Below are 20,128 nucleotides of genomic sequence, written 5' to 3'. Positions count from 1 at the left end.
CTCCGCCGCGGGCGCCTAGAGGCTGCGCAGCACCGCGACGACGCGGCCCAGGATCTGCGCCTCGTCACCCGGGATGGGCTCGTAGGCCGGGTTCTGCGGCAGCAGGAACACGTGGCCGCCGGCCTGCTTGAACGTCTTGACCGTGGCCTCGCCGTCGATCATGGCGGCGACGATCTCGCCCTGCTCGGCCACGTTCTGCCGACGCACCACGACCCAGTCCCCGTCGCAGATCGCGGCGTCGACCATCGAGTCGCCCGCGACCTTGAGGAGGAACAGCTCACCGTCGCCCACGAGCTGGCGGGGGAGCGGGAAGACGTCCTCGACGACCTGCTCGGCGAGGATCGGGCCACCGGCCGCGATGCGGCCGACGAGCGGCACGTACGACGGCGGCGGGGTGCCGGCGTCGTCCGGCACCGAGCTGCCCCAGTGGATCTGGCCGCTGCGCCGCGGCTCGGGCCAGTGGATCTCCCCGCGCGACGGCTTGTCCACCTGCTCGGCGAGCGGCTCGACGAGCTCCATGGCACGCGGCCGGTTGGGGTCGCGGCGCAGGAAGCCCTTCTTCTCCAGCATCTGGAGCTGGTGCTTGACGCTGGACGGGCTCGCGAGGCCGACGGCCTCTCCGATCTCACGCATCGACGGCGGGTAGCCGCGCGTCTCGAAGGACTGCCGGATCGTGTCGAGCACGAGGCGCTGGCGCTCGGTGAGGCGGTCTGCCGGCGAGATCGCGTGCACGTCGGCGACCGCCTCGTCGCCCGGCGCGTCCAGCGTGGCGACGCCAGAGACTGTCATGTCGACAGGAAGTGCCGTGTCGACGGCTCTCGTGTCGCTGGTCTCGTCCCGTCCCGTCATACCCGTGCCCCTCCCGTTCCGACAAATGTTCTCCTCTGCGGGACCCACTCTAGGTCACAAAGCGGCTCGGCTCAAACGAATGTTCGAGCGTGTCTCGACACGGCCGGTGTCTCGTGCTACACAATGGTACGTGCGTTCGACGAACGCGTGTATGACGGACAGAGGTTCGACTCGCTCTTCGAGGAGGGGCCATGGGGGACGTGATCCCGTTGCGGCAGTACACACCGGCGTACACCCCGGCGTACACCGAGACCTACGCGCCGGTGCGGCCGATCGGGCCGGTCGTGGTCCGGCCCCACGCGCAGGCGCCGTCGCGCACGGTCGCGGAGCGGCTCGGCCTGGCCGGGCTGCGGATCACGCGGCGCGGCCGCGTGGTGCTCGTGCTGCTGGCCATGCTGCTCGTGGCGCCGATGGCCACCTGGGGTGCCACGGCGGTGGCCAGCTCGCCGGGTGAACCCGTCGAGGTGCGGGTGCACGCGGTCCAGCCGGGGGAGACCCTCTGGGGATATGCGCAGGAGATGGTCCGGCCGGGCGAGGACGTCCGGGACGCGGTGGCTCGGCTCCAGGAACTGAACGAGATGTCGTCCGGTAGCGTCCGGGTGGGTCAGCTCCTTCTTCTTCCCGAGGAGTGACCCGGGGACACGGTTCGCCGTCAAATGTTGCGGCGATGTTGCATGGCGGTGGTTTGCCCGCTTACGGTCGGGGCGCGACCGGAGGCCTCCGGTCCGTGGTCGACCACGCAGGAGTGAGCATGCACTGCCCGTTCTGTCGCCACGCTGACTCGCGCGTGGTGGACTCACGGACCGCCGACGACGGCCTGTCGATCAGGCGCCGGCGGCAGTGCCCGAACTGCAACCGGCGGTTCACGACGGTCGAGACCGCCAGCCTGTCGGTGGTGAAGCGGTCGGGGGCCACCGAGCCCTTCAGCCGTGACAAGGTGGCGGCGGGCGTGCGCAAGGCCTGCCAGGGCCGTCCCGTCAGCGACGACGACCTTGCGATCCTGGCCCAGCGCGTCGAGGAGACCCTGCGGAGCAACGGCAGCGCGGAGATCGACGCCTACGAGGTGGGCCTCGCCATCCTCGGGCCGCTGCGCGAGCTCGACGAGGTGGCCTACCTCCGGTTCGCGAGCGTCTACCAGTCCTTCGACTCGCTCGAGGACTTCGAGAGCGCCATCACGTCGCTGCGCGCCGAGCGCGCGGAACGGACGGCCGCGCAGGCTTGAGCCGGCTGCGCCCCGGCTCGGTGAAATGCGCTGGCACCCGGGCTGGGTGTGGTGCAGGCTGGGGCCGGACGACGGACCCGATCGAGGGACCCCCGAAACTCAAGGAGGTGATCGGTGTGACGGACGAGAAGCCCACTGCCGACCAGGCGCAGGAGCCCACGACCCCGACCGCGCCGAGCGCGGACGCGAAGGCGCGCTTCAAGGAAGCGCTCGACCGCAAGAACGCGGCCCGGCAGCGTACGTCGGCGGGTGACGTGAACACGGGCGCGGTGCACGGGTCGGAGACGACCGGTCCCGTGCAGAAGATGTTCCGGCGCAAGAGCGGCTGAGACGAGGTGGCGGGGGCCGCTGATCTGGTGAACGACCAGGTCGGCGGCCTTTGTCGTGCCGGGCAGCACCGCGCGGACGACGATGCAACGGAGATGTCACGGTGGCCGTCGCGTGGGGGCCGACGGCTGTCCACGAGTGCCGGCCGAGGTGTGGTCGGTGCTGCCGCCGGACCCAGCCGCCGACGTGCCGGGCGCACGTCGGTCGCCAGGCTCTCGCCCGGCTTCCCGGGCAGCCTCCTGCGTCGCGCCGGGAACGAAGAGTGAACCTGCGACACCCGCGGTGAGCGACGCGAAGGTGACGGCCATCAGCACCCCGGCCAGCACGTAGAGGGCAGCGACCATGGCGACCGGGCTGTGTTCGTCGATGAACGGAGACGGGGCAAGGGTCCAGAGGATGGCGACCAACCATGCGCCGGCATTCACGGGAACCCAGCGGAGTGTGCCTGGTCGTGCCAGCACCAGCCACTGCGCGGCAGGGATGGCGACGAGCAGCACGACCCCGCCGAACCCGAGAGCGATCAGCGCGACCGGTTCGCTGAGCTCGACGCCAACCGTGCTCGGCATCATCCCGAGCAACCATGCGAGCGCCGCCGCAAGTGCCGTGGCGCCGATCCATCGCCCTGCGGCAGGGCGTCGCGCGCGCATCCCGAGGTACTGCCCGGTCGCGAGGGCTGCACCCTCCAGGGCCCCACCGACCATCGCGAGAACCACCCTGCCCGCGCCGTCGATCCCGGCGACGGTGCCGAGGATCGCCAGGGATGCGGCGAGCGTGAAACCGACGCCTTCGCCCACGGAGACCGCCAGGATCCACCGGTGCCGATCGTGTCGATCCGGCCGACGTCGGTTCGCGCCGACGGCATTGCGCGAGCTGCCGTGCATGACCACCCTCCTCCTGCCCGGCACCAGGACACCAGCCGGTCGGCCCCGAGCGGCAGAGCCGATCGTCCGGCCGATCCACTGCCTTGGTCCGTCCTGTCCGGGACGAAGGTCGGGCGAGCCAGGGTCGCCCACCCTGTCCGAACGGACCGGCCTGGCCGCGAGGCTGCCGAACCTGCGCAGTCCAACCCCACGGCCGCCGGCGTGACGACGGTCGAGCTGCCCGCGCCGGCGCTCGCTACCCTCCTGTCGGTGGCACCCGTGCTGCTGATCTTCCTGTTCCCGCAACGATTCCCGGTGGCGGGCATGACCGCCGCCGGGACGAAGGAGTGACCGCCGAGATGGCTGTGGAGAGACACGGGCTCGTCGTCGACGTCGTCCCGGAGAAGCGCGACGAGTACCTGCGCCTGCACGCCGCCGTGTGGCCGCAGGTCGAGGCGACGCTCCAGGCCTGCAACGTGCACAACTACACGATCTTCGTGCTGGAGAACACGCTGTTCGCCTACTACGAGTACACCGGTGAGGACCACGAGGCGGACATGGCCCGGATCGCGCAGGACCCGGTGACCCAGGAGTGGTGGACGCACACCGACCCGTGCCAGACGCCGTTCGGCACCGGTGCGGCCCCCGGCGACCGGTGGCGGGACATGCAGGAGGTGTGGCACCTGCCATGACGCGCCACCTCGTCGGTGCCCACCTGCACCTGTGGCCCTCTGGCGGGACCTGGCGGCGCGGGGTCTCGTCGACGAGCGGGCCCTCGGCGCCTGAGCCGGGGGCGCGCCGGCCGGGAGCTCAGCCCGTCAGGCCGTGCCGGTGGGCGTAGGCGACGGCGTGCACCCGGTCGCGCAGGCCGAGCTTGGTCAGGATGCGTGAGACGTGCGTCTTGACGGTCTCCTCGCCGACGTAGAGCCGGGCAGCGATCTCCGCGTTGCTGTGCGCGGCGGCCACCAGGTGCAGCACCTCGCGCTCGCGCGGCGTCAGCCGTGCCACCTCGGGCGGCACCTGCGCCGGAGCGATGCCGGCGGCGAACCGGGCGATGAGGCGCTGGGTGACGGACGGGTCGATCAGGGCGTCCCCGCGGGAGGCGACACGGATCGCGGAGATCAGCTCCTCCGGCGGGAGGCTCTTGAGCAGGAAGCCGCTCGCGCCGGCGGTCAGCGCCCGGTACACGTACTCGTCGCTGTCATGAGTGGTCAGCACCAGCACCTTGGTGCGGTTTGCGGGGTCGGCCACGATCAGCCTCGTGGCGTCCAGCCCGTCCAGCTTCGGCATCCGGACGTCCAGCACGGCGACGTCGGGCCGGATGCGGGCGATCTCGGCGACCGCAGCCCGGCCGTCGGCGGCCTCGCCCACGCACTCCAGGTCGGGCTGGGTCTCGATGATGGCCCGCATGCCCGAGCGCAGCATGGCGTGGTCGTCGGCGAGGAACACTCGCAGGGCGGCGGCAGTCACGTCCGTCCCGCCTCCAGGCCGGCGCCGGCCCGGGGCTGCGGCCCCGGGTCCTCGGTCAGGGGGAAGACCGCCGTGGTGCGCCAGGTCGTCCCGTCGGGCCGCAGCCCGTGCTCGGCGCGGCCGCCGAACACGCCGACGCGCTGGCGGATCCCGGCCAGGCCCCGTCCGGAACCGGAGCCCGCAGGGCGGGCGTCGGCCCCCACCCGGTTGTCGGCGACGACCGCGAGCCCGGCGTCACCGTAGGTCAGGGTCACCTCGACCCCGGAGGCGTCGCCGTGCCGGAGCGCGTTCGTCAGCATCTCCTGCACCACCCGGTACAGGGCCACGTCGAGCGACTGCGGGATCTCGCGGGGCGACCCCAGGACGTGCAGCGTGGCCGGCATCCCGGCCTTGCGGACCCCGTCGAACAGCTCCTCCAGGTTGTCCAGGCCCGGCTGGCGGGCGCCGTCGGGCAGCGTGCCGTGCAGCACGTCCAGCAGGTGGCGCAGGTCGACCATCGCCGCCCTGCTCGAGGTCTCCACGGACCGCAGCCCCTCCAGCGCCGTCGGGACCGCGCCCGACGCGCCGGCCGTCGCCGCGCTCAACCGCAGACGTACCGCCCCGGCGTGCATCGAGATCGCGGACACGTGGTGCACGATCACGTCGTGCAGGTCGCGGGCGATCGCGCTGCGCTCCTCCGCGACCGCCGCCCGCACCGCCTCCTGGGCGTCCCGACGCTCGCGCTCCTCCTGCTGCTCCAGCGTGGCCAGGTAGGCACGCCGGGCCGAGGTGTAGCGGCCGACGAGCCACGGCAGCACGGCCACCTTGATCAGCTCGACGACGGACGCCGCGTCCACGGAGCTCCCGGTGAGCAGCCCCGTGGCGACGGTGCAGGAGGCCAGCGCCAGCAGCGCCCCGACGGCGGGCAGGCCACGCAGCCAGGCACCGGCCCGGTAGCCGGCGACCAGCATGCCGCCGTCGTCCCCGGGGTTCACGCCCGAGGCCATGGTCGCGACCACCCAGAACACCGAGTGCAGGGCCGCGACCCACCCCGAGTACCGGGCGGGCGTCGCGAGGGTCGCGTCCACGAGGAGCACGGCGACGATCAGCACGACGCCACCGCCGCCGCCCAGGCCGCCGTTCAGCAGCGTGTCCGCGCCGTCGACGACCATGCACAGGCCCGCGACGACCCAGGTCTGCCACTGCAGCGACTCACGTGTGGTGCGCATGGTCCTCCCTCCCCGGCAGCGATCATCCCCCATGGCGGCGCGCGTGACGTCCCCTCGTCCGGTGGCCCCGGGTCCCTCCTGCGGGGGACGAGAACTACCGGCCGGGGGGACGAACGGGCGCCCCGGTGATCCCTAGGTTCCACCTCGTGAAGAAGACCGCGAAGAAGGCTCTGCGGACGCTCGCCAGCATGCTGTCGGTGGCCCTGCCGGTGACGGTGCTCGCGACCGTCCTCGTGACGGGGACCGGTACCACCCCGGCACAGGCGGACGGCGGGAACGTCGGGTCCGACCTCCAGGTCGCCCAGTCCCTGGGCGAGCGCGACCTGACGGTGATCGTCCGGCGTGCGGCGGCCCCGCCGGCTCCGCTGCGCGTCGACGTCGTCACCCACGCGGGTTCGCCCGCGGGCGTGCTGGACCTCGCCGTGACCATCGCGGGCGAGACCCCGAGCACGGCACGGGTCGAGCTGGGCCCGGAACCCGGGGTGTACGGCGGGACGCTGCGCGTCGACCGGGCAGGGCCGTGGGAGCTGAGCATCGACGACGGTGAGCAGGTCGCCACCATCCCGTTCGTGGTCCCGGCGGTGGTCGCGCCACCGTGGGAGGACGCCGTCTACGGCGGCTTCATCGCGGCCGGCGCCCTGCTCCTGGCGGCGCTCGTGCTGGCGCTGGCCGGCCGCCCCGGTGCCGCCCTGGTCCCGGCCGGCGGCATGGTGGCGGCGCTCGCGGTCGGCGTCACCGGCGCGCTGCTCGCGCCGACGATTCCCCTGCCGCCTGCGGTGGGCACCCACCTGGACCCGACCGCTGAGAACGTCGCCGACCCGTACGCACCGGTACGTGTCACGGACTTCTCCCGCCCACCGGTGAACGTGGTGCCCGGCATCGACGGGGACGACCTGGTGCTCCACGTGACCGACGGGTCCACCGGCCGCCCCGTGGACGACCTGCTGGTGCACGACAGCGCGTTCATCCACCTCGTGCTGGTCTCGCCGTCGGGCGACCTGCGGCACGTGCACCCGGTCCGGGTCGCACCCGGGGAGTACCGCGTCAGCTACGACGACGCGGAGGCGGGGGTGCACGCGGTCGCCGCGGAGCTGGCCCGGCGCGGCGGGGGAGTACAGCTCGCCCGCGGGTCAGTCACCGTCGAGGGCGACGGGCCGGACACGGAGGCACCGGTCCGGCACCGTGGCGACGGGCGTACCGGACCGGCTGCCGGCCTCGCGCAGGACGTCGCGGCGGCCGGTGAACCGAGCACGTTCACCGCAGACTTCGGGACGGCGACGCTCCAGCCGTGGCTGGGGATGGTCGGGCACATGATCGTCGTGGGCCCGCTCGGCGACGGACCCGCCGGTACGAACCCCGCGGTCGCCGCCCCGGTCTGGGCGCACGTGCACGCGATGGTCCCGCCCACGCCCGGGTTCCCGGTCATGCCGGACGAGAGCGTGGCCGCCTACGGCCCCGAGGTCCGGTTCACCTATACCTTCCCGCAGCCCGGCCGCTACCGGGTGTGGGTCCAGGCCGAGCAGGACTACTCGGTCCTCACCGTCCCGGCGGTCGTCGACGTGCCGGCAACGAACGGAGCGCAGCGATGAGAAGAGCAGCCGTCTGGACCGCGCTGGTGGCCGTCGTGGCAGGAACCGCGCTGCTGCTGTGGCCGCACGCGCCACGGGTGGAGACCTACTCCGTGAGCACCGGCCGGCACACCGTCGAGCTGACGGTGGACGACCCCCGCACCGGGACGAACACGCTCGAGCTGACCGCAGCCCGCAGCGACGGCAGCCCCGTCACCGCCGACAGCCTCACGGTCGACCTGGTCATGCCCACCATGGGCCACGCCGCACCGCCGGTGACCGCGTCCAGCACCGGACCCGGCCGCTTCAGCGCGTCGGACGCGACCTTCTCCATGGGCGGCAGCTGGGAGATCACGGTCCGCCTGCCCGGCCAGGACAGCGCCGTCTTCTCCGTCCCCGTGCGCTGAACCCGTCCCGCCCGGGTCGCCGGGCGGGCCTGAAATCGCTCGACCAACCCCTACGACCAACCCCTACGACCAACCCCTACGACCAACGGAAAGGCTGATCACGATGGACCTGACAGCACCCTCGGCGGTGGTCCCCCGCGCGGGGAGCGTCCCCCGCGGCCTCGCCCCCGCCGGCGTCGTCCTGACCGGGACGCTGCTCTCCCTGTTCGGCGCGAGCTGGGACCTGGAGTGGCACAACGACGTCGGACCCGACACCTTCTTCACCCTGTCCCACCTGCTCATGTACGCCGGCAGCGCGGTGGCCGGCCTCGGCAGCCTGGTCGTGGTGCTGCGCACCACGGCGCGGCAGCGCGCCGGCCTGCCGATCGACCCGGTCGTCGGCGGTGGCGCGGTCGGCGTGTTCGGCAGGACGTTCTCCGCACCGGCCGGATACCTGGTCGCCGGCTGCGGCGCGGCCTCGTTCCTGCTGTACGGGCTGTGGGACCAGTGGTGGCACGGCATCTACGGGTTCGACGCCGAGATCGGCTCCCCGCCGCACGTCGGCCTCCTGCTGTCCATCAGCGTGACCCTCACCGGGGCGCTGATGATCTTCGCCTCCGCCCGCCGGCAGACCTGGGGCGTGGTGGGGACGATCCTGGCCGCGGGCGCGCTGTTCGCGTTCAGCATGATCACCGCCTACGCCACCAAGGAGCTGCCGACCGGTGCGGTCAACGCGTTCGACGTGGTCACCGCGTTCCTGGCCGTGGTGGTCGTCATGACCGGCTCGTTCGTCCTGGACCGCCGGGGCGCCGCGTTCGCCGTCACGGCGGTGGTCGCCGTCCTCCAGGCGATCCTGTGGCCGTACTCCGAGTCGGCCACCGTCTGGTACGCCCGGGTCGAGGGCCTGCCGATGCGCGACTACCTCGACCCCTCGCCCCTGCACGCGTCGATGATCCCGTTCGTGCTGCTCGCCGTCGGCGCGATCATCGAGGCCGCGCGCGGACGTGCACCGGCCTGGCTCGCCGGCCTGGTGGGCGGGGCGATCATCGGGGCCTGCGCCCCCGCGCAGAGCGCCTGGCTGGCTCACCAGCCCCTCCCCGGTCTCACCGTGGTCGCGGCGACAGCAGCGGCCGCGGCCGCGGCGGGCGCCGTCGGCGGCTTTCTGAGCCTTCGGTTCGGCACGATGCTGTCGCGCCTGGCACCCGGTGCCGGGCACCCCGTGAGCGGATCGGCGAACGGCTCCACCACCCCGGAGGTCAACCATGCGTAAGGTCACCGCGACACTGCTGAGCGCGCTCGCGATGCTGCTGGCCCTGGCCGTGCCGGCCGCGGCCTACCCGCCCGTCGACATCGTCCACACCGAGCAGGTGGAGGCCGGACCGTACGACCTCACGGTCGGCTTCAGCACCTGGCCCCTGCGTGCCATGCAGTCCCTGGACTTCTCCTTCGTGCCCGCCGGTGGCCTGCAGGGCATGTCCGGTGAGCTGACCGTGATCGACCCGGACGGTGCAGCCGAGACCGAGCCGCTCGCCCGGCACCCGCGCGACCAGGACCTGTGGGGACTGGACGTCGAGTCCCTGAACGCGCCGGGCGACTGGACCTTCCGGTTCACCGTGGACGGCCCGCAGGGGCCGGCCACCGGCGAGCTCACCGGCCTGGAGGTGCTGGAGCAGCCCGGCCCGCCGCTCGGCCTGAGCTGGTCGGTCAGCACGCTCCCGCTGCTCGGGCTCGTCGCGCTGGTCGTGGTCGCCTGGCGCCGGACCCGGCCGGGCGCACGGCAGGGGGACACCCCGGCGACGGAGGCGGCGCCCGCGAGGGACGCGCAGCCGTAGGACCGGTTCGACGGGGCCGGTGGTGCAGGACGCCGCACCACCGGCCCTCGTCCGTCGACGAGGGCCGCGGGCCGGACCACCTCAGACCCGCGGAGCGAGTCCCCGCACGGCCAGCGTGAACAACCGCCCGGCGGCCGCTTCCTGGTCGGCGCGGTGCTCCGTGGCCAGGACCACGCCCACGGCCAACGAGATCAGGTCCGCGACGTCGACCCCGGCGTCGACCGCGCCGTCGCGCACCGCTCGCTGCAGCAGGGGGCCGCCCGCGCTCTCCAGTGCCGCGGCGCAGCTGTTCTCGGTGAGCGAGCGGGGCTCGTCCTCCTCGTAGGTCAGCGCGGCCGCCAGGCCACGGGCGGACACGCAGTAGGCCACGACGTCGGCCAGCCAGTCCAGCAGGGCCTGCCCGCCGTCCTCCCGGTCGGCGAGGTCGTGCGCACGGGCCACCAGAGCCTCGACGCGCTCCCGGGAGACGGCCTCCACGAGTGCCCGGCGGGTCGGGAAGTGCCGACGCACGGTGGCCGAGCCCACGCCTGCGATGCGCGCGATCTGCTCCAGCGAGGCGCCGGCACCATGGGCCGCGACCTCCTGCTCGGCCACGGCCAGGATCCGTGCGTGGTTACGCCGCGCATCGGCGCGCCGGCGCTCGGGCATCGGGGCATCTCCTTGCTCAAGTGGCGGGGGACGCCATATCGTAGCGCCGCATAAGTGGCGGGCCCCGCCACTTACGAGCGAGCACACGAGGAGCACCCATGCCCACGACACCCCGGCCCACCGTCCCCACGCCCCAGGACGCCGCACCGGTCCTGGTCACCGGTGCCACCGGCAAGCAGGGCGGCGCGACCGCTCGCGCGCTCCTGTCCGCCGGGGTCCCGGTGCGTGCCCTGGTCCGGGACGCGACCACGGACCGGGCCAGGGCCATCCAGGCCCTGGGGGCGGAGCTGGTCACCGGCGACCTGGCCGACCGTGATTCCGTGGTCCGTGCCGCCACGGGCACCCGCGCCGTCTTCTCCGTGCAGATGCCCCCCTCCACCCCGGACGGGTTCGACTTCGCCGCTGAGGTCGCCCAGGGCACCCACCTCGTCGAGGGCGCGCTGGCCGCCGGGGTGCGGCAGTTCGTGCACACCTCCGTCGCCGGCGCGGGCGTGCACACGCAGGTTCCCGGCTGGGCGCCCGGTCGCTGGGCGGTGGAACCCTCCCTGAACGCCAAGACCGCGGTCCAGGACCGGGTGCGCTCGGCCGGTTTCGCGCACTGGACCCTGCTCAAGCCAGGCACCTTCATGGACAACTTCCGCCCCTCGGCCGCCTACATGTTCCCGCGCGGCATCGACGGCGGTCTGATCGGTGTCCTGAAGCCGGCCACCCGGCTCTCCCTGGTCGCCGTCCAGGACATCGGAGCGGCCGCAGCGGCCGCCGTCCTCGCACCTGACCGGTTCGACGGCGTGGAGCTGGAGCTGGCCAGCGACTACCTGTCCATGACGCAGATCGCCGAGACGCTCTCGCGCGTGCTGGGCACACCGCTGTCCGCCCCGGACATGACGGAGGAGGAGGCTCTCGCGGCGGGCATGCCCGCCATGGGTGCGTCGCTGGAGTGGCTGAACGTGGCCGGGCAGCCGGGCCGCCCCGAGTACGCGCGCGACCTCGGCATCCCGCTCACCAGCTTCGAGCAGTGGGCGCACGAGCACCTGCGTGGCTGACCCGGCCGTCGCTCGGGCGTGCGGCCAGGCGTCCGCGACGGCCGGCACGCTCGAGGCCCTTGACCGTGTCCCTGGCACATGGTCTGTACTGCCGCCATGATGATCGACTGGCCGGCCTTCCTGCCGGCCTCGCTGAGCATCTCCGTGATCCCCGGAGCCAACTGTCATGACCGCGCTCACCCGTGCTCACCCGCGGTCACCCTGAGGGTGACAAGGAGTGCATGGTGACGAGTACCGAACGGGCCGACGGCGGCGGACCTCTGGCGGGAGCCTCGCGGCGTTCCCCCTGGTTCTGGGTTCCCCTCGCGCTCCTGGTCGCGGCGGCGGTGGTGCTCGGCTGGTTGAACAAGACGCCGTGGTGGGGCTGGGGTCTGGTCGCGATGCTTCTGACCGCCCTGGTGCTGACCGCCGCCTGGTGGTTGCGGCGTGGCGCTCTGCTGCGAATAGGGGCCTGGTTGGTGGCGGCCGCTCTCGTGTGCGGCACGGCCGTGCTCGCGCACCCCGGGCCGCAGTACCGGGCCGCTGGTGGCGCCGAGCGCGAGGCGACGGGGCCTGTCGCGACGCGTGAGGGTCCGGTGACGGGTGTGCGCAACGACGCCGGCTCGGTCGAGATCTTCGCGGGCGTGCCGTACGCGCGACCTCCGGTCGGGGAGCTGCGGTGGCGGGCGCCGCAGCCGGCCGAGCCGCGGACGGGCGTGCTGGTCGCCGACCGGTTCCCGGCGGCGCCGGTCCAGGCCACCACGACGTTCGCCACCAGGGCGCTGGCCCAGGTCCTCGACATCCCCCTGGAGGACACGTTCCTCAACCCGTTCCCGGTCAGCGAGGACAGTCTCTACCTGAACGTCTGGCGCCCCACGCGGCCGGCCTCGGACGAGCTGCCCGTGCTCGTCTACATTCCGGGCGGAGGCTTCGCCACCGGGTCGGGCGCCCTGCCCCTGTACGACGGCGAGGCGCTGGCCTCCAGCGGTGAGGCGATCGTGATCACGATCAACTACCGCCTGGGCGTCCTCGGCTTCCTCTCGCACCCGGACCTGGCCGCCGAGTCGGGCTACGGGGCGTCGGGCAACTACGGCATCCTGGACCAGATCGCCGCCCTGGACTGGGTGCGGCAGAACATCGCGGCCTTCGGTGGTGACCCGGACCGGGTCACGGTCGCCGGGGAGTCGGCGGGCGGGGAGAGCGTGTGCATCCTCGGGGCCACACCCCTGGCCGAGGGCCTCGTCGACGGCATCATCGGCAGCAGCGGTGCGTGCATGGGCACCGAGGGCGACACCGAGGACGGCGACCAGAGCGACTCCCGGGCGGTCGCGGAGGACGCCGGTGGGCAGCTGCTCCAGGAGCTCGGCGTGGAGACGGTCGGTGAGCTGCGCGACCTGCCCGTGGACCGGGTCGTCGAGGCCGCCGCGGCCGTGGGCCCGCACTGGCGGCCGTCGGTCGACGGGCACGTGCTCGACCGCAGCCCCGCGGAGATCTATGCGGCAGGGGACCAGCTCGACGTGCCGACCATGGTGGGCAGCAACGCCGACGAGGACTCGTTGATCGGGGCCTTCCCTCCGGAGCCCATGACTCCCGGGGAGTACCGGGCGTCGGCACAGGAGGACCACGGCGAGGAGGCGGAGGTCTTCCTGGGCCTGTATCCCGGGCAGACCGAGGAGCAGGTGCTCGACTCGCTGCTGCAGGCTCAGGCCGACCGGGTCTTCACCCGCGCGATGTACCGCTGGGCGCGGCTGCAGACCCTGACGGGTCGGGCGCCCGCCTACCTGTACTTCTTCACGCACACCCCGCCGGACGAGGGCCTCCAGGAGTACGGGGCCTACCACGGCGCGGAGGTGATGTACGCCTTCGACAACCTGGGTGCGGACGGCGACGCCGACTACGGCACGGCCGACCGCGTGCTGCGCGACCAGCTCAGCGGCTACTGGCTCAACTTCGTCCGGACCGGGGATCCCAACGGGCCGGGCCTGCCCGCGTGGTCCACGGTCGGCCAGCGGCCGGAACAGGTCATGGAGATCGGCGTGCCCACCGGTATGACCGCTCGCCCACGGCCCGAGGCGGTCGACTACTGGATGCGCTACGAAGGGCCGATCGCATGACCAGCACGCACGTGCCTCCCGCCCTGAAGCCGGCCGTCTTCGAGCGGGTGGCGGTCCACTCGATCTTCGCCGCCTGCGGAGGTCGGCCTGGGCGGGACCGCCGTGCACGCCACGGTGCCGACCGCGCCCGGCGCCGACACCACCGACGACATCTGGCTCGACGGCGACGGCGACGTCTGGCGGCACGAGCCGTCGTCGATCCAGCCGGGCGACGACGAGCTGCCCCTGCCGACCTTCGACGCCACGGACGTGGACTGGGGTGGCCTCAGGGCGCTGGCCGACCGGCTGCCCGAGCAGGCGGGCTTCGAGCCGGACGGTGACCCGTCCGTCCGGGTCGTGGCCTCCACGGGCAACCGGTCCTACGAGATCCAGCTCTGGGCGGACGGCCCGTACGACGACGTCGCGGTCACCTACGGCCCCGACGGCACGGTCATCGACATGAGCGGCGGTGCCAAGGGGTCGGAGGTGGCTGCCTGGGAGACCACGCACGGCTGACCGGCCCCTGAGCCCCCTCGAACCCGGCTCCGGCCCGCCCCGGCGGTCCGGAGCCGACGCATGCCTGTTGACAGACGACGACGCACCCGCGTACAACTGATAAATCGATTGTTCACTGGCAATGTCGCCTCGAGGCGACCAGAACGGCTGGCCCATGACCTCCTTTCCCTCCGGGTTCTTCGACCCGCTCCCGCGAGTCCTCGTGGCCGACGACTTCGACCACGGCATGAGCGGGTGGCTCGACCTGCGCCCGAACTTCGTGGCCCCCGGGTTCCGCGAGCACTCCTCCGACATCGACCTGATCCACTGGGGCCCGACGATGCTCAGCTCCGCCACCTTCGCCTTCGGCGGCACGCACGGCTCCGCGAGCGGCACCTACTCCCTGAAGATCTCCAGCCGCGCCGCCGCGGCCCCGGCCGGCCGGCCCCCGGCCGCCGGGTCGATGGGCCTGGCGATCAAGCGCCTCGCCGTCCCCGGTGACGCCCGCAGGGTCCGGATCGAGGCCCTGCTCGCGTACAAGGTGGAGCAGGACCGTCCCGGCCTGGGCGTGAACGACCTGCGCGCGTTCGGCATGTTCGTGGACCTGCAGGACGACGAGCACCGCTACATGCCCGGCGTCCGCTACGTGAACGCCGTCGGGGGCGAGCCGGTGCGCCGCTGGCAGTTCTACAGCCCCACCGACGTCACCGACGAGGAGTGGAGCTACGGCGCCGACGGCTGGCACAAGGCGGGCGTCGACCCGCAGTGGTTCGGGGAGCGCGGTCCCGACGGGTCCACGGTCGCCACGACCTGGTTCGAGGACGGCGAGCAGCACCTCATCTACAACGAGTCGGACGACAAGCTGAACTGGACCCCGTTCTCGCTGACCGTCGACCTCGTGAACCGCTCCTACGAGGAGTTCCGGGTGGGCGGGCGGAGCTTCCGCTTCCCGGACGGCGCCCACCCCACCCTGGCGCCGGCGTACAACGACATCGAGGGCCTGCTCAACCCGGTGTTCTTCGTCGAGGCCGACACCGACCGGCGCGTCTCGCTGTTCCTCGACTCCGTGCTCGTCTCGGTCGAGCGGGGGGAGTCGGCGTGAAGACCTTCTACACCTCCGTGGTCGAGCTGCGGCAGCCCTTCGACCACCTGATCGAGACCCACCCGTACGAGTGCGGCTGGGCCGACGAGGCCGTCTTCTTCGTCGAGCTGCACGACCCCGAGCCGGGAACCTCCGTCGAGCTGCGCGTGCAGATCAGCCCCGACGGCATCCGCTGGGTCGACGAGGGCACCGTCCTCGCGACCACCAGCACCACGTTCGCCCGCGTCAGCCACTTCGGAGGGTTCCTCCGCCTGGCCGGGACCGCGCGGCAGGCCGACGGCGGGGCGGCGTCCGCCACCGTGTCGGTGCGCCTCGCCCTGAAAGGTTAGAAAGGAAACGATGACGTTCCGGATCAACAAGGCCACCGTCGGTGCCACCGTGGGCACCGCACTGGAGTGGTACGACTTCTCCCTCTACGGCACCGCCAGCGCGCTGGTGTTCCCCGCCGTGTTCTTCCCGTCCCAGGACCCGGTGCTCGCGACCCTCGCGTCGTTCGCCACGTTCGCGGTCGGGTTCTTCGCCCGGCCCGTCGGTGGGCTCATCATCGGCCACCTCGGCGACCGGTACGGCCGCCGCCAGATGCTCTTCCTCACCCTCGTGCTCATGGGCGTCTCCTCGACCCTGATCGGCCTGGTCCCCAGCCACGCGAGCATCGGCGTGGCCGCGCCCGTGCTGCTCGTCGTGCTCCGGGTGGTGCAGGGCTTCGGCGCGGGCGGCGAGTACGCCGGCGCGACCCTCCTGGCGGCCGAGCACTCCCACGACGGCGCCCGCGGGCTCAACGCCGCGATCCCCGGCGCGGGCAACGCCGTCGGCGCGCTGCTGGCGACCGGTGTGCTGACGCTGCTGAGCACCACGCTCTCCGAGGCCGCCTTCCTGTCCTGGGGGTGGCGGGTCGCGTTCCTGCTCAGCATCGCCGTGAGCGTCACCGGCGTCGTCATCCGGCTGCGGGTCGCCGAGAGCCCGGAGTACGTGCGCACCAAGGAGCAGGGCCACGTGCCCCGGGTGGCCCTCGGTGAGCTGTTCCGCACGGCCGGGCGCAAGATCCCGTTCGCGATGCTCGCGAGCATCGGCCCCAACGTCGCCAGCTACCTGCCCTCGGTGTACGCGCTGACCTACCTGACCGGCACGGTGGGCGCGCCCGCGTGGATCGGCCTGACCGGCATCCTGATCGGCAACCTGCTCAAGCTCGTGACCATCCCGCTCGCCGGGTGGATCTCCGACCGGGTCGGACGGCGACCCGTGTTCCTCGCCGGCGCGCTCGGTGCGGTGGTGCTCATCTACCCGTTCTTCTTCCTGCTCGACACGGGCACCCCGGTGCTCGTCTGGATCGCCCTGGTGCTGCTCTTCACGTTCTGCAACGACGCGATGCTCGCGGCTCAGTCCGGATTCATGTCGGAGCTGTTCGACGTGCGGCACCGCTACACCGGCGTCACGTTCAGCCGCGAGATCACCGGGGCCCTCGTGGGCGGCACCCTGCCGTTCGTCGCCGCGTGGCTCACGGTGGCGGCCGGGGGCGGCTCGTGGCTGGTGGCGCTGTACTGCGCCGTGCTGTGCGCGCTCGCGGCGCTCGGGATGTTCCTGCTGCCCGAGACGCGCGTCGCCGCGGGCCGGGGTGACGGCGTGCGGTCCGTGCGCGCCTGATCACACCGGACCGGCGGGGGAGCGGCGGCCGGTTGGCCGCCGCTCCGTCCCGCCCGGCACACTGGGCACATGGACACCCCGGCGCAGCGGACGACGGCAGGACCACGCAGCGGCCCCGTCCGGCTGGCCGACGTCGCCGAGGCCGCGCGGGTGTCCCGCGCGCTGGCGTCGCGCGTGCTCAACGGCGACCCCGCGGCGCGGGCCGCCCCCGAGACCAAGGCCCGCATCGTCGAGACGGCGGCCCGCCTGGGCTACGTCCCCAACGTGGCGGCGAGGAGCCTGCGCGGCAACCGCACCGGGCTCCTCGGCCTGGTGGTCCACGACCTGTCCAGCCCCATCTACCTGGAGCTGATGCGCGGGGCACGCGAGGAGGCCGCCCGCCACAGCTACTTCCTGGTGCTGGGCGACGTCGACGAGCTCCTCGCGGACGACGACGCCTACCGCATCCTCATCAGCGGACGCCGCGTCGACGGCATCGTCATGCAGGGCGGCCACGGCGAGCTCGACCGGCGGGTCGGCGACATCGCGCGGGCGCTGCCCACCGTCGTCGTCAACGCCCCGACGGACGTCGAGCACGAGGGCGCGACGCAGGTCTACCCCGACGAGATGGCCGCCACCCGCCTGCTCACCGAGCACCTCGTCGGGCTGGGCCACCGGCGCATCGGCCTGGTCTCGGGCCCCCGGCAGTCGATGACCAACCGGCTGCGCGAGGAGGGCATCGTCACGGCGCTGGCCGCGGCGGGTCTGGAGCTCCGCGAGGAGGACCGGGCCCACGGCGAGTGGTCGGCCGACGGCGGCCGCGCCGGCGTCGACGAGCTCGTGGCTCGCTGGGGCACGGCGGCCGACCGGCCGTCGGCCCTGATCGCCGGGAACTCGCTGGTGGGTATCGGCATGCTCGGCGCGCTCGCCGGGCACGGCCTGGTGGTGCCCCGCGACCTGTCGGTCGCGGCCGTGCACGACACGTGGATCAACGAGCACCTCGCCCCGTCGCTCACCGCCGTCAGCCTGCCCCTGCACGAGGTGGGTACCGTCGCGGTGCGGACCCTGCTCGCCGGGTCGCACGGCGGCCGGCACGTCCTGTCGGACCCGCCGCCCGTGCTGCACACGCGTGCGTCGACGGGGCCGCCGGGGTGACGCCGGCCGGGCGCCGTCCCGGTCGTCAGCGCCGGCCGTCGAGCTGCGGCACGTCGACGCCACGTGCCGCGCGGGCCACGTGCGACCGCGCGTGCGTGACGGCCGCCTCGAGGGTGGCGAACGCGTGGCTCTCGTGCCGGAGCCGGTCCAGCACGCCGACGCTCGCCATGAGCCGGCGGTGCCGGTCCTGCACGCCCTTGACCAGCACGGTGACGCCCCGCTGCTCCAGCGCCCCGACCAGCTCGGCGAGGGCCCGGGCGCCGGTCGCGTCGACCATGCGCAGCTGCGACAGGCGCAGGACGACGACGAGCACGTCGTCGCGCACCGAGGCGTCGGTGACCTCGCCGAGGATGCGGTCGGACGCGCCGAAGAACATCGCGCCGTCGAGCCGGAACAGGGCGATGCGCTCGTCGCCCTCGTGCGCGGCGCCGGGCAACGGCTCGCGGTGCACGGAGGAGGCGCCCGCCACGCGGCGCAGCGCGAAGAAGGCCGCGACGACCAGCCCGATCTGGACCGCCTCGATGAGGTCGAACGCCACGGTGATGACCGCGGTGACCACGAAGGTGACGGCGTCGGACCGCGTGGAGCCCAGCACCGCGCGCACGGTGCCGGCGCCGATCATCCGGAAGGCGGTCACCATGAGCACACCGGACAGGGCGGCCAGCGGGATGCGGCCCACGGGTCCTGTGGCCAGGTAGATCACCGCGAGGATCACCAGGGCGTGCACGACGGCTGCGAGCCGGGTGCGGGCCCCGGAACGCACGTTGACCGCGGTCCGGGCGATCGCGCCCGTCGCGGGCATGCCGCCGAACAGACCCGACGCGAGCGACGCCAGGCCCTGGCCGACGAGCTCCCGGTCCGGTGCGTAGACGGAGCCGCCGGGCGCCATGGAGGCCGCGACACGTGCGGACAGGAGGGACTCGATCGCGGCCAGGGCCGCGACCGCCACCGCCGCGCCCACCAGGTCCGCCGCCACCGCCAGGTCGAGGTCGGGCAGCACGGGCACCGGCAGCGTCGCGGGCAGTGCCCCGATGCGGTCGACCGGCGCCCCGGTGGCCGTGGCGAGCACGGTGGCCGCGACCACCGCGACCAGCGACGCGGGCACGGCGGGGTGCAGGCGCGGCAGCACGAGCATGACGACCGCGACCAGGCCCACCGTCCCGAGGGCCCAGAGCGTGGTCGGATCGGGGTTCAGCACGTCGAAGGAGGTTGCCGCCGCGGCGACCGACCGGGCGGCGGCGACCAGGGTGTCCTGGCCCGCGGCCGGGGTCTGCCCGACGGCCGCGGGCACCTGCTGCAGGAAGATGATCGCCGCGATGCCGAGCGTGAACCCCTCGACCACCGGCCACGGGATGTAGGTGACCACCCGACCCAGCCGCAGCACCCCGGCCAGCAGGACGACGGCACCGCCGAGCACCGTGACCAGGGCGACGGAGACGAGCCCGTGCTGCGCGACGATCGGTGCGAGGACGACGGCCATCGCGCCGGTCGGGCCCGACACCTGGAACCGCGACCCGCCGAACACCGCGGCGACCACGCCCGCGACGACGGCGGTGACCAGGCCCGCCGCGGGACCGGTGCCGGAGCTCACGCCGAACGCCAGCGCGAGCGGCAGCGCGACGACGCCGACGGTGAGGCCCGCCAGGAGGTCCGCCCCGAGGGACCGGGGGCGCAGGTCGTAGTCGTCACGGCGGGGGAGCAGGTCGCGCAGGTCCAGCCGGGCGAGCACGGCGCGGACCGTCACGGTTCCTGCGTCCCCTCGGCGGCGTCCTCGTGCCGGGCGGTCTCGCCGGCGGGTGCCGTCCGCGCGGTGGCAGTCAGGGCGGTGGCGGTCAGGGCCGCCTCCAGCACCGCGCGGGCACTCGCCCCGGGCAGCGCGGGCAGGCGGCGGGCACCGGCCAGCCGGTCGGCGTCGGCGTCCCGCCCGGCGAGGCGGTGCAGCAGGAAGGCGCGGGCGACCACGAGCAGCTCGGCGACGAGGGGTTCGGCGAGCCGGTAGTGCACGGCGTTGCCCGAGCGGCTCGACTCGACGACGCCTGCGCGCTTGAGGACCGCCAGGTGCTGGGAGAGCGCGGACGGCTCGGAGCCGGTGACGGCCTGGAGGCGGGAGACCGGTGCGGTCAGGTCCGGGTCGGCCGCGAGCACCTCGAGCACCTGGATGCGTGCCGGGTGGGCCAGGCTCTTGAAGAGCTCCGCCTTGATCGCGTAGAGGGGCTGGGTGTCCACGCCATGAATTTAGCAGTTGCTGAATCCGCGCGGCTGCGCGGAGGG

23 protein-coding genes are annotated in these 20,128 nt (G+C 73.4%); 16 read left to right on the top strand and 7 right to left on the bottom strand.

Annotated features, from left to right (window positions below; genetic code table 11):
• Positions 1–15 precede the first annotated feature (15 nt).
• On the bottom strand, positions 16–789 hold the full coding sequence (gene lexA / locus ACIBBF_RS09815; RefSeq protein ID WP_397412891.1) for a transcriptional repressor LexA: 774 nt from the start codon (positions 787–789) through the stop codon (positions 16–18).
• A 251-nt stretch (positions 790–1,040) separates the two neighbouring features.
• Here lexA and ACIBBF_RS09810 point away from each other — a divergent pair, with 251 nt between their 5' ends.
• The 3 genes from ACIBBF_RS09810 (at position 1,041) to ACIBBF_RS09800 (ending at position 2,400) form a co-directional block, all read left to right on the top strand.
• A complete protein-coding gene (locus ACIBBF_RS09810; RefSeq protein WP_397412890.1) occupies positions 1,041–1,481 on the top strand; it encodes a LysM peptidoglycan-binding domain-containing protein in 441 nt (146 codons plus the stop codon).
• A 119-nt stretch (positions 1,482–1,600) separates the two neighbouring features.
• A complete protein-coding gene (gene nrdR / locus ACIBBF_RS09805) occupies positions 1,601–2,071 on the top strand; it encodes a transcriptional regulator NrdR (RefSeq protein ID WP_397412889.1) in 471 nt (156 codons plus the stop codon).
• Positions 2,072–2,187: 116 nt separating this feature from the next.
• Positions 2,188–2,400: a DUF5302 domain-containing protein gene (locus ACIBBF_RS09800; protein WP_397412888.1), complete on the top strand. Its 213-nt coding sequence runs from the start codon at positions 2,188–2,190 to the stop codon at positions 2,398–2,400.
• A gap of 96 nt (positions 2,401–2,496) precedes the next feature.
• Here the strand turns inward: ACIBBF_RS09800 and ACIBBF_RS09795 are convergent, their stop codons facing one another.
• Positions 2,497–3,279: a hypothetical protein gene (locus ACIBBF_RS09795; RefSeq protein ID WP_397412887.1), complete on the bottom strand. Its 783-nt coding sequence runs from the start codon at positions 3,277–3,279 to the stop codon at positions 2,497–2,499.
• 201 nt (positions 3,280–3,480) lie between these two features.
• Between ACIBBF_RS09795 and ACIBBF_RS09790 the strand changes: the two genes are divergently transcribed.
• Both ACIBBF_RS09790 and ACIBBF_RS09785 read left to right on the top strand, forming a co-directional pair.
• Positions 3,481–3,609 (top strand): hypothetical protein, encoded by a 129-nt coding sequence (locus ACIBBF_RS09790; protein WP_397412886.1) that lies wholly within the window; start codon positions 3,481–3,483, stop codon positions 3,607–3,609.
• 8 nt (positions 3,610–3,617) lie between these two features.
• A complete protein-coding gene (locus ACIBBF_RS09785) occupies positions 3,618–3,950 on the top strand; it encodes an L-rhamnose mutarotase (RefSeq protein ID WP_397412885.1) in 333 nt (110 codons plus the stop codon).
• A 118-nt stretch (positions 3,951–4,068) separates the two neighbouring features.
• Here the strand turns inward: ACIBBF_RS09785 and ACIBBF_RS09780 are convergent, their stop codons facing one another.
• Entirely contained in the window at positions 4,069–4,728 is a 660-nt protein-coding gene (locus tag ACIBBF_RS09780; RefSeq protein ID WP_397412884.1) for a response regulator, read from the bottom strand.
• Entirely contained in the window at positions 4,725–5,936 is a 1,212-nt protein-coding gene (locus tag ACIBBF_RS09775; protein WP_397412883.1) for a sensor histidine kinase, read from the bottom strand. The genes ACIBBF_RS09780 and ACIBBF_RS09775 overlap by 4 nt, the downstream gene beginning before the upstream one ends.
• A 146-nt stretch (positions 5,937–6,082) precedes the next feature.
• Between ACIBBF_RS09775 and ACIBBF_RS09770 the strand changes: the two genes are divergently transcribed.
• The 4 genes from ACIBBF_RS09770 (at position 6,083) to ACIBBF_RS09755 (ending at position 9,722) form a co-directional block, all read left to right on the top strand.
• On the top strand, positions 6,083–7,525 hold the full coding sequence (locus ACIBBF_RS09770) for a hypothetical protein (RefSeq protein ID WP_397412882.1): 1,443 nt from the start codon (positions 6,083–6,085) through the stop codon (positions 7,523–7,525).
• The gene (locus ACIBBF_RS09765) at positions 7,522–7,911 is read left to right on the top strand and encodes a FixH family protein (RefSeq protein ID WP_397412881.1); all 390 of its coding nucleotides are present in this window, start codon (positions 7,522–7,524) and stop codon (positions 7,909–7,911) included. The genes ACIBBF_RS09770 and ACIBBF_RS09765 overlap by 4 nt, the downstream gene beginning before the upstream one ends.
• Before the next feature lie 103 nt (positions 7,912–8,014).
• A complete protein-coding gene (locus ACIBBF_RS09760; protein WP_397412880.1) occupies positions 8,015–9,160 on the top strand; it encodes a hypothetical protein in 1,146 nt (381 codons plus the stop codon).
• A complete protein-coding gene (locus tag ACIBBF_RS09755; RefSeq protein ID WP_397412879.1) occupies positions 9,153–9,722 on the top strand; it encodes a hypothetical protein in 570 nt (189 codons plus the stop codon). Before ACIBBF_RS09760 ends, ACIBBF_RS09755 begins: the two co-directional genes overlap by 8 nt.
• Positions 9,723–9,803: 81 nt before the next feature.
• On the opposite strand, the gene ACIBBF_RS09750 is transcribed toward ACIBBF_RS09755, so the two are convergent.
• Complete coding sequence (locus ACIBBF_RS09750; RefSeq protein WP_397412878.1) at positions 9,804–10,370, bottom strand: TetR/AcrR family transcriptional regulator; 567 nt, start codon at positions 10,368–10,370, stop codon at positions 9,804–9,806.
• Between the two features lie 98 nt (positions 10,371–10,468).
• Here ACIBBF_RS09750 and ACIBBF_RS09745 point away from each other — a divergent pair, with 98 nt between their 5' ends.
• The 7 genes from ACIBBF_RS09745 to ACIBBF_RS09715 all read left to right on the top strand — a co-directional run bounded on the left by ACIBBF_RS09745 (position 10,469) and on the right by ACIBBF_RS09715 (position 17,857).
• Positions 10,469–11,413, top strand: a complete 945-nt coding sequence (locus tag ACIBBF_RS09745; RefSeq protein ID WP_397412877.1) for an NmrA family NAD(P)-binding protein — start codon at positions 10,469–10,471, stop codon at positions 11,411–11,413.
• A gap of 224 nt (positions 11,414–11,637) precedes the next feature.
• Entirely contained in the window at positions 11,638–13,506 is a 1,869-nt protein-coding gene (locus tag ACIBBF_RS09740) for a carboxylesterase/lipase family protein (protein ID WP_397412876.1), read from the top strand.
• 102 nt (positions 13,507–13,608) lie between these two features.
• On the top strand, positions 13,609–14,001 hold the full coding sequence (locus tag ACIBBF_RS09735) for a hypothetical protein (RefSeq protein WP_397412875.1): 393 nt from the start codon (positions 13,609–13,611) through the stop codon (positions 13,999–14,001).
• A 154-nt stretch (positions 14,002–14,155) separates the two neighbouring features.
• Positions 14,156–15,082 (top strand): DUF6772 family protein, encoded by a 927-nt coding sequence (locus ACIBBF_RS09730; RefSeq protein ID WP_397412874.1) that lies wholly within the window; start codon positions 14,156–14,158, stop codon positions 15,080–15,082.
• Entirely contained in the window at positions 15,079–15,411 is a 333-nt protein-coding gene (locus ACIBBF_RS09725; RefSeq protein ID WP_397412873.1) for a hypothetical protein, read from the top strand. Before ACIBBF_RS09730 ends, ACIBBF_RS09725 begins: the two co-directional genes overlap by 4 nt.
• Before the next feature lie 10 nt (positions 15,412–15,421).
• Positions 15,422–16,723 carry an MFS transporter gene (locus tag ACIBBF_RS09720; protein ID WP_397412872.1) on the top strand — a complete coding sequence of 434 codons (1,302 nt, stop codon included), beginning with the start codon at positions 15,422–15,424 and terminating at the stop codon, positions 16,721–16,723.
• A gap of 69 nt (positions 16,724–16,792) precedes the next feature.
• The gene (locus ACIBBF_RS09715; protein ID WP_397412871.1) at positions 16,793–17,857 is read left to right on the top strand and encodes a LacI family DNA-binding transcriptional regulator; all 1,065 of its coding nucleotides are present in this window, start codon (positions 16,793–16,795) and stop codon (positions 17,855–17,857) included.
• Positions 17,858–17,882: 25 nt separating this feature from the next.
• Here ACIBBF_RS09715 and ACIBBF_RS09710 read toward each other — a convergent pair whose 3' ends face one another.
• Together ACIBBF_RS09710 and ACIBBF_RS09705 are read right to left on the bottom strand one after the other, a co-directional pair.
• Positions 17,883–19,601 (bottom strand): SulP family inorganic anion transporter, encoded by a 1,719-nt coding sequence (locus tag ACIBBF_RS09710; RefSeq protein ID WP_397412870.1) that lies wholly within the window; start codon positions 19,599–19,601, stop codon positions 17,883–17,885.
• The gene (locus ACIBBF_RS09705; RefSeq protein WP_397412869.1) at positions 19,598–20,083 is read right to left on the bottom strand and encodes an ArsR/SmtB family transcription factor; all 486 of its coding nucleotides are present in this window, start codon (positions 20,081–20,083) and stop codon (positions 19,598–19,600) included. Before ACIBBF_RS09705 ends, ACIBBF_RS09710 begins: the two co-directional genes overlap by 4 nt.
• Positions 20,084–20,128: the final 45 nt, after the last annotated feature.

The organism is Promicromonospora sp. NPDC050880 (genome assembly GCF_044456525.1).
Classification (GTDB): domain Bacteria; phylum Actinomycetota; class Actinomycetes; order Actinomycetales; family Cellulomonadaceae; genus Promicromonospora.
This window is presented reverse-complemented; position numbering and strand designations above follow the sequence as displayed.